The sequence below is a fragment of the Campylobacter showae genome (assembly GCF_963515975.1).
Lineage (GTDB): Bacteria > Campylobacterota > Campylobacteria > Campylobacterales > Campylobacteraceae > Campylobacter_A > Campylobacter_A showae_F.
Genome location: NZ_CAUPZM010000003.1, coordinates 84,702 through 99,326, shown reverse-complemented (window position 1 = coordinate 99,326; position 14,625 = coordinate 84,702). Strand labels below are relative to the sequence as shown.

14 protein-coding genes and 1 other RNA gene are annotated in these 14,625 nt (G+C 47.0%); 9 read left to right on the top strand and 6 right to left on the bottom strand.

Annotated features, from left to right (window positions below):
* Window positions 1-127 precede the first annotated feature (127 nt).
* The gene (locus RWM02_RS01885) at window positions 128-637 is read right to left on the bottom strand and encodes a tetratricopeptide repeat protein (RefSeq protein ID WP_314068752.1); all 510 of its coding nucleotides are present in this window, start codon (window positions 635-637) and stop codon (window positions 128-130) included.
* Window positions 638-1,001: 364 nt separating this feature from the next.
* Window positions 1,002-2,237: a peptidase T gene (gene pepT, locus RWM02_RS01880; RefSeq protein ID WP_314068751.1), complete on the bottom strand. Its 1,236-nt coding sequence runs from the start codon at window positions 2,235-2,237 to the stop codon at window positions 1,002-1,004.
* Window positions 2,238-2,373: 136 nt separating this feature from the next.
* Here pepT and RWM02_RS01875 point away from each other — a divergent pair, with 136 nt between their 5' ends.
* Window positions 2,374-3,084: a DUF6882 domain-containing protein gene (locus tag RWM02_RS01875; protein ID WP_314068750.1), complete on the top strand. Its 711-nt coding sequence runs from the start codon at window positions 2,374-2,376 to the stop codon at window positions 3,082-3,084.
* A gap of 50 nt (window positions 3,085-3,134) precedes the next feature.
* On the opposite strand, the gene RWM02_RS01870 is transcribed toward RWM02_RS01875, so the two are convergent.
* The 3 genes from RWM02_RS01870 to RWM02_RS01860 form a co-directional block, all read right to left on the bottom strand.
* The gene (locus RWM02_RS01870; protein ID WP_314068749.1) at window positions 3,135-4,505 is read right to left on the bottom strand and encodes a cation:dicarboxylate symporter family transporter; all 1,371 of its coding nucleotides are present in this window, start codon (window positions 4,503-4,505) and stop codon (window positions 3,135-3,137) included.
* Window positions 4,506-4,621: 116 nt separating this feature from the next.
* Window positions 4,622-5,116, bottom strand: a complete 495-nt coding sequence (locus RWM02_RS01865) for a peptidylprolyl isomerase (protein ID WP_314068748.1) — start codon at window positions 5,114-5,116, stop codon at window positions 4,622-4,624.
* A gap of 14 nt (window positions 5,117-5,130) precedes the next feature.
* Window positions 5,131-5,838, bottom strand: coding sequence for a YebC/PmpR family DNA-binding transcriptional regulator (locus RWM02_RS01860; RefSeq protein ID WP_298790466.1), 708 nt, complete (start codon window positions 5,836-5,838; stop codon window positions 5,131-5,133).
* 117 nt (window positions 5,839-5,955) lie between these two features.
* On the opposite strand from RWM02_RS01860, the gene RWM02_RS01855 reads away from it, so the two are divergent.
* The 8 genes from RWM02_RS01855 to RWM02_RS01820 all read left to right on the top strand — a co-directional run bounded on the left by RWM02_RS01855 (window position 5,956) and on the right by RWM02_RS01820 (window position 13,841).
* Window positions 5,956-6,510 carry a GNAT family N-acetyltransferase gene (locus tag RWM02_RS01855; protein ID WP_314068747.1) on the top strand — a complete coding sequence of 185 codons (555 nt, stop codon included), beginning with the start codon at window positions 5,956-5,958 and terminating at the stop codon, window positions 6,508-6,510.
* Complete coding sequence (locus tag RWM02_RS01850) at window positions 6,507-6,710, top strand: heavy-metal-associated domain-containing protein (protein WP_298058420.1); 204 nt, start codon at window positions 6,507-6,509, stop codon at window positions 6,708-6,710. Before RWM02_RS01855 ends, RWM02_RS01850 begins: the two co-directional genes overlap by 4 nt.
* Entirely contained in the window at window positions 6,710-8,869 is a 2,160-nt protein-coding gene (locus tag RWM02_RS01845; protein WP_314068746.1) for a heavy metal translocating P-type ATPase, read from the top strand. Before RWM02_RS01850 ends, RWM02_RS01845 begins: the two co-directional genes overlap by 1 nt.
* 49 nt (window positions 8,870-8,918) lie before the next feature.
* Window positions 8,919-9,476, top strand: coding sequence for a hypothetical protein (locus RWM02_RS01840; RefSeq protein WP_314068745.1), 558 nt, complete (start codon window positions 8,919-8,921; stop codon window positions 9,474-9,476).
* Window positions 9,473-10,288, top strand: coding sequence for a prolipoprotein diacylglyceryl transferase (gene lgt, locus RWM02_RS01835; RefSeq protein ID WP_314068744.1), 816 nt, complete (start codon window positions 9,473-9,475; stop codon window positions 10,286-10,288). The genes RWM02_RS01840 and lgt overlap by 4 nt, the downstream gene beginning before the upstream one ends.
* 105 nt (window positions 10,289-10,393) lie before the next feature.
* The gene (locus RWM02_RS01830; protein WP_314068743.1) at window positions 10,394-11,092 is read left to right on the top strand and encodes a fumarate reductase cytochrome b subunit; all 699 of its coding nucleotides are present in this window, start codon (window positions 10,394-10,396) and stop codon (window positions 11,090-11,092) included.
* An 18-nt stretch (window positions 11,093-11,110) separates the two neighbouring features.
* Window positions 11,111-13,129, top strand: coding sequence for a fumarate reductase flavoprotein subunit (locus RWM02_RS01825; protein WP_314068742.1), 2,019 nt, complete (start codon window positions 11,111-11,113; stop codon window positions 13,127-13,129).
* A complete protein-coding gene (locus tag RWM02_RS01820) occupies window positions 13,122-13,841 on the top strand; it encodes a fumarate reductase iron-sulfur subunit (protein ID WP_314068741.1) in 720 nt (239 codons plus the stop codon). Before RWM02_RS01825 ends, RWM02_RS01820 begins: the two co-directional genes overlap by 8 nt.
* Window positions 13,842-14,236: 395 nt before the next feature.
* Here the strand turns inward: RWM02_RS01820 and ssrA are convergent.
* Window positions 14,237-14,594, bottom strand: a transfer-messenger RNA (tmRNA) gene (ssrA, locus tag RWM02_RS01815).
* Window positions 14,595-14,625: the final 31 nt, after the last annotated feature.

The following is a 14,625-nucleotide window of genomic DNA, read 5'->3' as shown; positions in this document are numbered from 1 at the left end:
CTTTTTTAAATCTCTAAATTTTAGAAAATTAGCTAAATTTAATCCTTGCACGCGTCGTTTCTCTTAGATATGCGCCTTTTTCTATCAAATTTACCGAGCCGAATTTGCCGCGCAAAGGCGGCTAGTGTTATTTTCGAGTAAAATCTTTATAGCGGTCGCAGGCTAGCTCGGGCTTAATTTCGCACGCTTTTTTGAGGTATTTTTCGGCTGCGTTTGCGTCCTCTTTGACGCCTCGCCCCTGCGCGTATAGGTTGCCTAGATTGTAGCATCCCCCGCCGTTGCTCATATCGCAGGCTTTGGCGTAGTCTTGCTTGGCGCCGCGTCCGTTTGCGTAGGCATAGCCCAAATTTGAGCAGCCCGCTTCGTCGCCCGTATTGCACGCTTTTGCGTAAAACTCGGCGGCTTTTTTCCCGTCTTGCGCCGCGCCGCTTCCGTTGTCGTATAAAAAGCCCAAATTTGAGCAGCCGGCGCCTTTACCTAGATTGCAAGCCTTTGAGTAGAGCTCGGCCGCTTTTTTATAGTCCTGCGCGGCTCCTTCCCTGGCATTATCGTACAAGACACCAAGCTCGTAGCAGCTTGCGCCGTTTCCGCCGTCGCACTCTTTTTGCAGTGCGTCTAAATCGGCACCTATCGCCAAAACCGCGCTTAGCGTCAGAAATGGCTTTTATTAAATTTTCTCACGTTTCACGTTTACGCAAAGCGAGCTTCAATTCGGGTGAGCGGGCTAAATTTGGCGTAAATTTGGGTTGGTGCCGTAAAGGGGCGGGTTTTGCGCGCAAGTAGACGCGAAGCGTCGCCAAAAGCTAAAGAAAGCCAAAATAAATTTAGTCTCGGCGACGGATCGCAAATTTAAAAAGCAGCCTAAAAATTTAAGCACGAAAATGCTTTTTAAAAATTTTTAAAACAAAACACGCTCCCTAAAAAAGCGTAAAATTAAAAGCGAGCCGTTCTCTAAAAGCACGCAAATTTGAGAGCGAATTCGCCCTCAAATTTGACTCGGTTTATTTCTCTGCTATGATTTTTACGATCTCGCAGACGACGTCGCTGGCCGCGCGTAGCGATTTTGCCGGCAGGTACTCGTAGATGGAGTGAAAGTTGTGCGCGCCGGTAAAGAGATTCGGGCACGGTATGCCCTTTTCCGAGATGACAGCGCCGTCGTAGCCGCCTCGCATCGGGATCACTTTTGGCTCGATATTTAGGCGTGCGTAGGCTTGCTTTGCTGCGACGACGGGTAGGCTGTTTTCGCCATCCGCTAGGTAGTTAAATACGTTTTTGTAGCGGTCTTTTAGGCTGATTTGCACTCTGTGCGCGCCGTAAATTTTAGCAAACGAGTCGGAAAGATCTTGCAAAAACGCCATGCGCTGCGCGTATTTTGCCTCGTTAAATTCGCGAACATCGAGCTTTAGTACGGTCTTTGCGCTGTTGCCCGATAGCTCCTTGACCCAGTAGTAGCCCTCGACGCCGTCCGTGTACTCGGGTGCTTCGCCTCCCGGTAGCATCGAGATAAATTTGTGCGCAAGCAGCAATGAATTTACGAGCTTGCCCTTGGCGTTCATCGGATGCGCGGATTGCCCGGTAAAGGTCACGACCGCGTCGCCTGCGTTCCAGTTTTGGTAAATCAGATCGCCTATGCCGCAACAATCTAAACAGTAGGCAAAGTCGGCCTTGATCTCCGAGATATCAAGCGCCTTGGCTCCGCGCAGGCCTTGCTCCTCGTCGGGTAAAAAGCCAAACGTCACGTCGCCGTGCTCGATCTGCGGGTTTTGTATGAAAAACTGCGCAGCGTTTACGATGGCGGCGATCGCGGCCTTGTCATCCGCACCTAGCAGGCTGGTGCCGTCAGTGACGATGAGGTCGTCTCCGACGTAATTAGCAAGCTCTGGGAATTCGCTAAGTTTTAGCGCTATGCCTAGCTCTTTATTTAGCGTGATGTCGCCGCCCTCGTAGCGCACGATTTGCGCTTTCGTGTCGTTTTTTTGCTCCGCGCTCGTGTCAAGGTGCGCGAAAAACGCCACGGACGGCAGCTTTTTAGATGAATTTGACGGCAAAACGGCCGTAGTTATGGCGTTTTCTCGTCTTTTTATATTTTGTAGGCCGAGCTGCTTTAGCTCGCTTTCTATCAGCTTTGCCAGATCGTGCTCGGTAGGGTTTGAAGGCATGATGCCCGCCGCGCCCGCTTCGCGGTTTGTCGTTGTGTTGATCTTCGTATAGCGTAAAAATCTCTCGACTATGTCCATGTTCGCTCCTAAATTTGAGATAAAATTTATGAAATTATACTATCTTTTATTTAAGCTTAAAATAAAATTTTAATATTTTTGGGCAAGTTTAAAATTTAATCGGTATAATTCGCAAACTAAATTTAAAGGAGCAAAAATGCGAAATTTACGCTACGTGAGCGACCCTTCAGACTTTCATCAGGTTTTTTCGGCGACGCTGGGTAAGATGGCTACGGTGCAAGGTAGATTTGCTGATATCGTCGGCAACCTCGACTGGAACGTTGATTTTGATCGTTGCGAGATAGCTTTCGGCGATCAAATTTACAAGATACAGTTTATCGGCAGCGAGTCAAACGTGAGCGACACGTGGCTGTGGGGACACGCGAACGTAAATAACTTCGGCGAGGAGGCGACGCGGTTTTCTGCAGAGGTGTTGCGCGCAGGGACGGAGTGGGGCTTGCAAGCTTTTAGCGAGCCTAGCTTTGAGCTGGATGAAACCTTTAACGGCCATACGCTTTGCATCGCCGCGTGCGGAGCGGTGGGCGAAAATTTATGCTACTACGGCTGCAGGCACGATAAGGGCTGCGCGTTTGTAGCGATCACCGATGCGCCGGCTTCGCTTTTTGAGCCTCTTAGCGCGCACGAGTTTGTCAAAATCGCAAGCAGTTGCATACAAAATCACGACGTAGATCATAAAATTTTCATCAAAAGCTTTTTGGAATTTAACGGAGTCAAATTTGATGAAAACGTCGAAAAGGGCGGATTTTTTAAAAAAGGCAAAGACGAAATCGTAGCTAAATTTGACAAAGAGCTTTTGATCAAATTTGACGATAAGGGTAGGATTTCTGGATTTAAATACGAATTTTAAATTTGAGTAGTTTGAGTGAGGCGATGAGCTAAAAGCCCACCGCCTTAAATTTACGAATGGAAGTGAAACTCGTCTGGGTGATCGAGCGCGTAGCGGAATTTCTCCATATCTACTTTTTTATCCCAGATCGAGATGATTAGGCAGCCTACGGCGTTACCGCAGAGGTTTCCGACTGCGCGCATCTCGGACATAAATTTATCCACGCCGAGCAGCACCGCAACCGTAACGACCGGGATACCTGCGCTAGGAAGCGCAGCAAGCGTACCGGCAAGTATGATAAATCCGGAACCCGTGACGCCGACCGCACCCTTGCTCGTTACCATCAAGATGACGAGAATTTGTATCAAATGCTCGACGGTTAGCGGGATGCCGAAAGCTTGAGCGAGGAAAATAACGCTAAGCGATAGGTAGATGTTCGTACAGTCGAGGTTAAACGAGTATCCAGTCGGTATGATGAGTCCGACTGCGCCCCTGTGGATGCCCGCGGCTTCTAGCTTTTGCATGAGCGGAGCTAGCGCTGTCTCCGAGGAGCTAGTCGCAAATACGATCAAAACTTCTTTTGCGATGAAGCGCATAAATTTAAAGATATTGACCTTCGCAAAATAGCAAATCACGCCCAAAACTACAAATATAAAAAACAAGCTCGCAAACGCCATAACGAAAAGTAGCTCAAGCATACCCAAAAGCGAGTTAATGCCGAATTTGCCGATCAAAAACGCCATCGCAGAAAATGCCGCAACCGGGCTAAATAGCATCAAAATCGTAAGCAGTTTTAGCACCCAGTGCTGAACGATTTCAAGCGGTTTTAGGATTTTCTTTTTATAGTCGTGCTTCAAAAACGAAATCGCGACGGCCGTCACGATCGCCAAAAATAGAACTTGAAGCGTGTTTGATTTGATAAACGGATCAAGTAAGTGCACGTAAGGAAAGATACCGTCAACCGGTACCGCGCCGCGCAAAATATGAAGCGTATGCGCTAAAACTCCGCTATTTGCGTCTATATTTGAGGCTTGGCTCGTAAATTTTTCTACGCTAGAGGCGTCAAGCTGCGTGTAGTCAAGGTGCATATCGTGACCAGGTTTTAGCGTCTCGCCGAAGATTATTCCCACGGCAAGGGCTAAGGTGCTCACGACCTCAAAGTAAATAAATCCTTTAAGTCCGATAGAGCCCAGTTCCTTCATGCTCTCAAGCCCGATGATGCCTGAGACTATCGTGAGGAAAATGATCGGTCCGATGAGGGCTTTTAAGGCTTTGATAAAGTAGTCGATGCCAGGCTTGCTCGCGATGCCTAGACCCGGGAAGATCATGCCGACCGCGATACCCGCGACGATGCCGAAAACCACCCAAAACGCTAGGTTGGTAAACATTCTAATAAGAAAAGGTTTTTGCGGTTTTGCCGCGTTTGAAACGCTTGGGTTCAAGAGGTGTCCTTTAAAAATTATTAAAAAGCTATTTTAACAAATAAATTTATATAAAAAGATAAAATCGCGGCGATTTTTGGTCAAATTTTACCCGCCGCCGCAAATTTCATCAAATTTTACAAACTCTCTAAAATTTCGACCGAGTTTATCTTATCGCCTTGTCTGATGCCATCTAGCGTCTTTAGGCTCGCTTCGTCTACGATCTGTCCAAACACCGTATGCACGCCGTCAAGGTGCGGCTGCGCGCTGTGGCAGACGAAAAACTGACTGCCGCCCGTATCGCGTCCGGCATGCGCCATAGATAGCGCTCCGCGTTTATGCTTGTGTTTTTGGCCTACGCACTCGCATTTTATGCGCCAGCCGGGCCCTCCGGTGCCCGTGCCGTGCGGACATCCGCCCTGGATCACGAAATTTGGGATCACGCGGTGGAAATTTAACCCGTCGTAAAAGCCGCTTTTGGCAAGAACGGCAAAATTCGTCACCGCCTGCGGCGCTTCGTCGCCGTAGAGCTCGAGCTTCATATCGCCTTTTTCCGTATGGATCACGGCAAATTTGAGCTTAGCAAGCTCGGCCGCGTCGATGTCGTAGATTTTTAGTTCGTCGTTTCTCATTTCGTTCCTTAAATTTATTCGATATTAGTATAAACCGCTTGCACGTCGTCGTCATCTTCGAGCTTATCAAGCAGTTTTTCTACCTCGCTCATTTGCTCTTCATTTAGACTTACGGGTGAATTTGCGATGTATTGCAGGCTTGCTTTTTTAGCCTCTAAGCCCAGCTTTTCGATACCTTCGCTAAGAGTGCCAAAGCTCGCGTAATCTCCGTAGATATAAAGCACGCCGTCTTCCTCCTCGATCTCGGTTAGACCGAAGTCGATGAGCTCTAGCTCGATCTCGTCAAGCTCTTTTGCGGGCATATCAAGCTCGAAAACGCTCTTTCTCGTAAACATGAAATTTAAGCTTCCGCTAGGCAAAATTTCGCCGCCGTTTTTGCTAAATATCGCCTTGACGTTTGCGACCGTTCGAGTCGGGTTATCGGTGGCGCACTCGACGATGATTTGCACGCCGTGAGCGCCTTTGCCGTCGTAAAAGATAGTCTTGATATCCGCGCTATCTTTGCCGCTGGCGCGTTTTATCGCCGCGTCGATGTTGTCTTTTGGCATATTTTGCGCTTTGGCCGCTGCTATCGCGGCGCGAAGTTTTGGGTTCATATCGGGCTCTGTGCCGCCCTCTTTAGCCGCTACGGTTATGGCTTTTGCGAGTTTTGGAAAAACCTTACTCATCTTGTCCCAGCGCGCTTCCTTTGCAGCGCGCCTATATTCAAACGCTCGTCCCATTTTGTTCCTTTAAAAATTTTTGCCCAATTATATCTAAAAAAATTTTGCATTTTTTTAAAAACGCGAGGTTTTGAGCGTATTAGCAAAAAATTTAGCTTTAAGTCCTATAATCCGCGTATGATTTTAAATGCCCGAAAAGACGACGCCGCGCGCTGCATAGAGCTGTTAAATTTAGCCATGGAGGACATCGCTTTTACGCTTAGCGGCGTGAGCGATCCCGTTAAGAGCGATGAAATTTTGCATAAATTTTTTAGAAGCGAGATAAACCGCCTAAGCTATAACAACGTTTTTGTTTTCAAATTTGACGGCGAGATCGTGGGGGCGATTTGCGCTTACGACGGAGGCGAGATTGAAACGCTAGATGAGCCCATCAGGACGCATTTGCAGACGCTCGGTTTAAGCGAATTTCCGCAGACTGAGTGCTTTGCGGACGAGCTATACATAGATAGCCTTGCCGTGGACGAGAGATTTCGCGGACGAGGCATCGCAAAAGAGCTGATCAAATTTATCTTTACCCTCGCGCCGAAACGAAATATCAAAAAAGTAGCTCTCATCGTCGATGAAAAAAAGCCTAAAACCATGGCTTTTTACCAGCGTTTGGGCTTTGAGACCGACTGCGAAATGATCATAAATTCTCACAAATACTACCATATGATAAAGGAGATAAAATGACTAAATTTAAGGTTGCCAATATCCACTGCGAAAACTGCGCAAACACCATAAAAAACGCTCTTGGCGATGAATACGGCGAGATAAAGGTCGATCTTGGCGTAGAGCCGAGGGTTGTGAGCGTAAATTTAGACGGCAAGGACGAGGCGAAATTTAAAGAGGAGCTGGATGATTTGGGATTTAGCGTCATAGAGAAAATTTGATGCAAAATATCAAACTAAACATCGCGGGCATGACCTGCGTAAACTGCTCAAACGCCATCGAGCGCGTAACTAAAAAGATCGCGGGCGTACTGGACGCGAAGGTCAGCTTCGCAAACGGCTCGGGCGAATTTATCATAGAAAACGCCGAAGTACAAGCCGCGATAGAGGAAAAAATAAAAAAACTAGGCTACGGCGTGGCAAAGGATTTGGCGGAATTTGAAGCTAAGCGCGAGAAACATATCTTAAATTTACGCCGAAATTTCCTAGCCGCCGCCGCTTTTAGCGCGGTGATCATGGCGCTTGAGATGAGCGAGCAGCCAAGCGCGGCAAAATCAGCCATCATGCTGGCGCTTGCCTTTATCACGATAGCTACGTGCGGGCGGGACTTTTTTATCCATGCTTACGGCGCGCTGAAAAATAAAAACTTCGACATGAACGTACTTGTCGCGCTGGGAACAAGTACGGCGTTTGCGTACTCGCTGGGAGTTTTTATCGCGGGCGAGCGCCTACCTGAGAACATGCGCCACCTCTACGTCTCGGGCGCAGCCATGATAACGGCTTTCGTGCTGCTGGGTAAGTTTTTAGAAGAGCGCTCAAAGGCTCGCGCAGGCGATTATATAAAATCGCTCATGGATATGTCGCCAAAGACCGCTCTCGTACTACAAAAAGACGGTAGCGCGCTGGAAGTTGATGTCGCAAGCCTAAAAATAGGCGACATCGCGGTCGTAAAGAGCGGCTACGCGGTGCCTTGCGACGGGGTCGTGATAAACGGCGGCGCAGAGATCGACGCCTCGATGCTAACGGGCGAGAGTCTGCCCGTCTATAAAAAACAAGGCGACGAAGTTAATGCCGGGACCATAAATTTAAACGGCTACATCAACGTAAAGGTTACTAAGCCCGCTAATCAAACGCTTTTGTCGCAAATTTTAGAGCTTTTAAGTGACGCGTCGAGCAAAAAGATGCCTATCAGCCGCTTTGCCGACCGCGTGGCAAATATCTTCGTGCCTAGCGTGATAGCTATCGCCGTCGTTACGTTTTGTGCGTGGTTTGTGGTTACGGGAAATGCGCTACAAGGCGTGCTAAGCGCGGTTTGCGTGCTCATTATCTCGTGTCCTTGCGCGCTGGGGCTAGCTACCCCGATAGCTATCGTCTCCTCGTTATCTCTGGGCGCTAAAAATGGAATCCTGATTAAAAATCCCGAGGTTTTAGAGGTTCTTGGCGGCGTGAGATACGCGGTATTTGATAAAACGGGCACGCTAACTAAGGGCGAAATTTCGGTAAATTTTACCGATATAAACGATGAAAATTTAGCCAAAATCGCCGCGCTAGAGGCTAAAAGTTCGCATCCGATATCAGCCGCTATCGTTAGATACGCAAACGAGCTGGGGCTTAAAATTTTAGGCGACGAAAAGGGCTTTGAAAATATCGCGGGACGCGGCGTAAAAAGCGACGATGAGAATGTGATAGCGGGCAACGAGGCATTTTTAAGCGAGCTTGGCGTAGAGATAAGCGTTCAGGCTAAAGAGCAAATCGCCAAAGCGCAAAACGAAGGAAACGGCGTAATACTCGCGGCCGTGGATAAAATTTACGTTGGATTTATAGCCCTTAGCGATACGGTAAAAGAAGACGCCGCACAGGCTATGCAAAGCCTAAAAAACGCCGGCGTAACGCCGGTAATGCTAACCGGAGATAACGCCTTTACCGCAAAAAACGTAGCGGGCAAGCTAGGCATAGAAAAGGTCTTTGCCGGCATGTTGCCTAATGAAAAATTTGAAACCATAAAATGCCTGCAAGAAGAGGGCGGAGTGCTGTTTGTCGGCGACGGTATCAACGACGCCGCACCGCTAAAGCAAGCAAATGCGGGCATCGCGATGAGTAGCGGCGCGGACATCGCAAAAGACGCCGGCGACGTAGTTTTGGTAAAAAACGATCTAAAAAGCGCGGTAGCTACGATAAATTTAGCCAACGAGACGATGAAAACGGTAAAGCAAAATTTATTTTGGGCGTTTGTTTATAACGCCGTTTGTATCCCCGTCGCGGCGGGAGTTTTTGCGCCGCTAGGATTTATGCTAACGCCTGTTTACGGGGCTGCGGCGATGTGCTTTAGCTCGGTTACTGTCGTGTTAAATTCGATCAGATTACGATTTAAGCAAATCTAAAATTTAGCCTAAATTTTGTAAAATCCCGCAAAAAACACAAAGGAAAACGATGAATTTAGGTAAATTTTATGCCGTGATCGCAAGGATATTTGCGTTAAATTTCGCTCTACCGCCGAGCGCGAAGCTTTTTAGCGAGTTAAATAAAAATCCAAAATGGATAATAACAAACGATAGCGAAGCAAACGCCAAAGGACGAGCGCTATACGAGGAGTCGATAAAAGGCGAAAACATCGAAGAGATCGCGAAAGACTTCGCAAATTTGAAAAAATATTTTAACGCGGAGTTCTTTTTCGAGGGCGATAAGGCGCGGCTTGATGGATTTTATAAAAAATGCAAATTTAGCCCGAATTTAAACGTCAGCGCGCTTGATAGCGTAACGAACGAGCTCTCGTTTTTCTCCTCCGTCGTCGAGCTAAAACAAGACGAGCAGACGAAGGAAATTTTGGGCGTTTTGCTAAGCTCGTATCTGCTACCGTACGCAAAAAAGCTAGCCCCGGTCCTGCAAAACGAAGCAAAAAGTAAATTTTACCGCGCGATGGGGTATCTTTTCGAGGATTTTGCGAGCAGCATCGAAAATACGCTAAAAGTCAAAGTCGTACCTAGATGAGTTGGTGGAACGACTTTTATATAAATTTTGATCCGGTCGCGTTTGAGCTGTTTGGCATCAAGGTGCATTGGTACGGGATAATGTACGTCCTAGCGCTGCTCGTGGCGCTCGGGGTGGCTAAATTTATCGTCAAGCGCGATAATATGCAAATTTCAAATTCGCTGCTTGATAACTATTTCTTTTGGGTGGAAATCGGCGTTATACTGGGCGCGAGGCTGGGCTACATCGTCATTTACGATCCAAATATCGCTTATTATCTCACTCATCCTTGGCAGATTTTTAACCCCTTTCACAACGGCGAATTCGTTGGTATCCGCGGTATGAGCTATCACGGCGCGGTGGTCGGATTTTTGATAGCGACGTGGGCTTTTTGTCGTAAATTTAAGCAAAATTTGTGGCAGCTTTTGGACCTCGTCGCGCTTAGCATTCCGCTTGGATATTTTTTCGGTCGTATCGGAAATTTTTTAAATCAAGAGCTGTTCGGTCGTATCACGGACGTCTCATGGGCGATCAACGTTGCGGGGCAGATGCGTCATCCGTCGCAAATTTACGAAGCTGTTTTAGAGGGGCTTGCTGTTTTTGCGATTCTTTTTATTTATAGAAAATTTAAAAAATTTGACGGCGAACTTATCGCTCTTTATGCCATACTTTATACATTTGCCAGATTTGTCTGCGAGTTCTTTAGAGAGCCTGATTTCGGTATCGGCTTTGTATTTTTAAATTTATCTATGGGGCAGATACTATCCTTTTTAATGTTTGCGTGCGGGATTTTCCTTTATATTATCTTAAATAAAAAATATACAAAATTTTAAAAGGTTTTTAAAGTAATTTGCGATACTATTACACCGTTTTTCTAGTATCATAATTTAATTTTCTCTTAAGTTATGATAATTTATTTCAATTTTATAGGAGGGCTCATGAGTGGGCTAATCGAGGGCTTCTTAGGTAGGCAAGCGGATACGAAAAAAAGTCGTACTCCTGCCGTTTGGGACAGATGGCAAAGTATAACGGGACTGATTTTGGCCTGTTTTATTTTGTGTCACATGGTATTTACCTCTACCATTTTATTCGGCAAGGGCGCATTTAACGCCGTTGTAGGTTTCGCGGAGGCTAAATTTTTATTCGGCGAGGCTACGTGGTGGATCACTAACGTTATCGCTGCGGTAATATTTGTCATTTTTATCGCTCACGCATTTTTAGCGGTGAGAAAATTCCCTGCAAACTACAGACAATATATCATGTTTAGAGGTCACAAAGACCGCATGAAACACCTTGATACTACGCTTTGGTGGTTTCAGTTTTTAACCGGTTTTGCTCTATTTTTCGCAGCCAGCGCGCACTTAGTCGATATAATCTTCGGCGGACACATCACTGCCGATAAATCAGCGGCCGCATTTCATCAACTAGAAATTTTCTACTTCGCTTTACTTGTATTTATGGTCGTTCACGCCGGCGTGGGAATGTACCGCCTATATGTAAAATGGATAAGTATCGACGGAGTAAACAAACAAGAGATGTTCGCAAAAAGAAATAAAGCCAAAACTGCGATATTTGCGGTTTTTGGAGTGCTCGCGGTCATCGCGCTGATCGCCGATTTCGTGTGGATCAGTCTTTAGGAAAAGGAGCTTTGAAAAATGAACGTAAAATATTATGATGCATTAGTTATCGGAGGCGGTCTAGCGGGGCTTCGAGCTGCCGTTGCCGCTGGAGAAAAAGGGCTAAGTACGGTAGTTTTAAGCCTAATTCCGGTTAAGCGCTCGCACTCTGCGGCTGCGCAAGGCGGTATGCAAGCCTCTTTGGGAAATTCAAAAATGAGCGAAGGCGACAACGAGGACGTACACTTTGCCGACACGGTAAAAGGTAGCGACTGGGGCTGCGATCAGCAAGTTGCACGTATGTTTTGTCAAACTGCGCCTAAGGCGATCCGCGAGTTAGCAGCTTGGGGCGTGCCTTGGACTCGTATAACAAAAGGCGAGAGAAGCGCTATCATCAACGCTCAAAAAACGACTATCGTAGAAAAAGAAGAGGTCCACGGACTCATCCACTCTCGCGACTTTGGCGGAACTAAAAAATGGAGAACATGCTTTACGGCAGACGCCACCGGACACACTATGCTTTTTGCCGTAGCAAATGAAGCTCTAAAGCACAACGTCGAAATCCACGACAGAAAAGAAGCTATCGCGCTAATCCACGCAAACAACCGCTGTTACGGCGCGATCGTTCGCGATCTAGTTAACGGCGAGATCACGGCATACGTCGCAAAAGGTACTCTAATCGCTACGGGCGGCTACGGTAGGGTTTATAAACACACTACAAACGCCGTAGTTTGCGAAGGTATCGGCGCGGCTATCGCACTTGAGACCGGCGTAGCTCAGCTAGGAAATATGGAAGCGGTGCAGTTTCACCCGACTCCGATCGTTCCAAGCGGCATCTTGCTAACGGAAGGCTGCCGCGGCGACGGCGGAATTTTACGCGACGTAGACGGATATCGCTTTATGCCCGACTACGAGCCTGAGAAGAAAGAGCTAGCTAGCCGCGACGTCGTAAGCCGCCGCATTATGGAGCATATCCGCGCAGGCAAGGGCGTACCTAGCCCATACGGATATCACGTTTGGCTAGATATCTCGATCCTAGGACGCGAGCATATTGAGAAAAACTTACGCGACGTTCAAGAAATTTGCGAAATCTTTAACGGCATCGATCCTGCCGATACCGAAGTATATACCGACGAAAACGGTCGCCAGCGCGGTAAAGGCTGGGCGCCGATCCTTCCTATGCAGCACTACTCTATGGGCGGCATAAAAACTAAGCCTACAGGCGAGAGTCCGACGCTAGCGGGTCTATTTAGCGCCGGCGAGGCTGCTTGCTGGGATATGCACGGATTTAACCGTCTAGGCGGTAACTCCGTTTCTGAAACGGTCGTAGCTGGTATGATAGTTGGTGATTATTTTGCCGACTACTGCGGTAGTCACGAGATCGAGATAAATACCAACGATATCGAAAAATTCGTTAAAAAAGAGGAAGACTATCTAAAGAGCCTAGTGGAAAAAGAAGGCAAATTTAACGTATTTGAGATCAAAAACAAGATGAAAGATATCATGTGGGAGCACGTGGCGATCTTTAGAACGGGCGAAGGTCTAGCCGTGGCGGTAAAAGAGCTTGAAGAGCTTTATAAACAATCTTTAGACGTTAAAGTCGCAAACAAGGCGCTTTTTGGCAACCCTGAGCTTGAGGAAGCCTACCGCGTACCGAAAATGCTAAAACTGGCACTTTGTATAGCAAAAGGCGCGCTTGATCGCACCGAGAGTCGCGGAGCGCACTGCCGCGAAGACTATCCGAAACGCGACGACCTAAACTGGCTAAACAGAACTCTAACTAGCTGGAAAGAGGGCGATACGCTACCGACTATCGTGTATGAGCCGCTTGATATTATGAAAATGGAAATTCCGCCGGCATTCCGCGGATATGGAGCTAAGGGTAACATCATCGAGCACCCGGACAGCGCCGTACGCCAAGCGCAGGTCGATGAGATCCGCGCCAAAATGGAAGCCGAAGGCAAAGGCAGATACGAGATCCAAGAAGCGCTAATGCACTATGATCTTCAGCCTAAATATAAAGCACCAAACGAAAGAGCAGGAATAGGATATGAGTAGAAAAATAACCATAAAAGCATTTAAATATAATCCGTTAAGCAAAATTTCAAAGCCGCATTTCGCGACCTACGAGCTAGAGGAAACCGACGGCATGACGCTTTTTATAGCGTTAAATCAAATTCGCGAGAAATTTGACCCGGATCTTAGCTTTGACTTCGTTTGTCGCGCCGGTATCTGCGGTAGCTGCGGTATGCTAGTTAACGGTACGCCAAAGCTTGCTTGCCGTACGCTAACCAAAGACTATCCAAGCGGCGTGATCGAGCTTATGCCTCTACCGGTATTTAAACTACTAAAAGACCTAAGCGTAGACACGGGCAACTGGATGAACGCGATGAGTAAGCGCGTGGAGAGCTGGATACACACCGACCACGAGACCGATATCTCTAAGCTTGAGGAAAAGGTTGAGCCCGAAGTGGCGCAGGAAGTATTTGAGCTTGACCGCTGCATCGAGTGCGGTATCTGCGTGGCTGCGTGCGGTACGGCTATCATGAGGCCTGATTTCATCGGTGCGGTCGGACTTAACCGCGTAGCTAGATTTAAAATCGACGCGCTTGATAAGCGAACCGACGAGGACTTTTACGAGCTTATCGGCGACGATGACGGCGTGTTTGGCTGTATGACTTTGCTAGGCTGCGAGGATAACTGCCCTAAACACCTCCCGCTACAAAGCAGGATCGCGTATATGCGCAGAAAGATGGCTGTAATAAAGTAGCCAAGGGGTCGTGAGACCCCTTTTAAAATTTAACTTCAAATTTTACTCTACTTTCTCTCAAATTTTATCGTCGAATTTACCTTTTTTAATTGGGTTAAATTTGTTCAAATTTGATGATACTTACTTTGTTAAATTTTCCAAAATATGTGGATAAACGAAAGTATAAAATTTTGCCTAAATCTAAATTTGATTACGGCGTCTTTGACTTCTTGTTTAAATTTAAAAGATGGGTTGCCTGCAGTAAATTTAGCAATAGCTTTGTTTTTATGTTATTTTGAGCTATTCATGCATGCTTAAAACACGCGTCAAATATTATAATAAAACAAGAGAGGGTTTAGGGCTCATATTTTTTTGGGATATTGTGACAGTAATTGATGGTGCATAAAAATGATAAATGGTGGAAGCGAGGGGGATCGAACCCCTGTCCAAAAACAAACCGATTACAGCCTCTACACGCTTAGCAAAAGTGAAATTTTCATCTAAAAGGGCTCACTTTCCAAAACCTTATTTTAGACTAAGACAAGATTTCGGCTAGCAGCTCGTCAGGCCGCCAACCTACGCTAGCTGGAGTTACTCGCCGTTATCTTAGCTAGTATCGGACTAGGCGAGGCTCAACTGAACTTACGCAGCTTTAGCGTAAGCAGGAGCGAAGTTAACGTTGTTTGCGTTTAAATTTATTTGAGCTTTTTACGCTTTGCTCAAAGCGACGTGCCACCGTGACCGCTCTGCTCCTGTCGAAGCCAAGTCGCTCCCGTAAGAATAGGCTAAATTTAGCCTCGTTTTA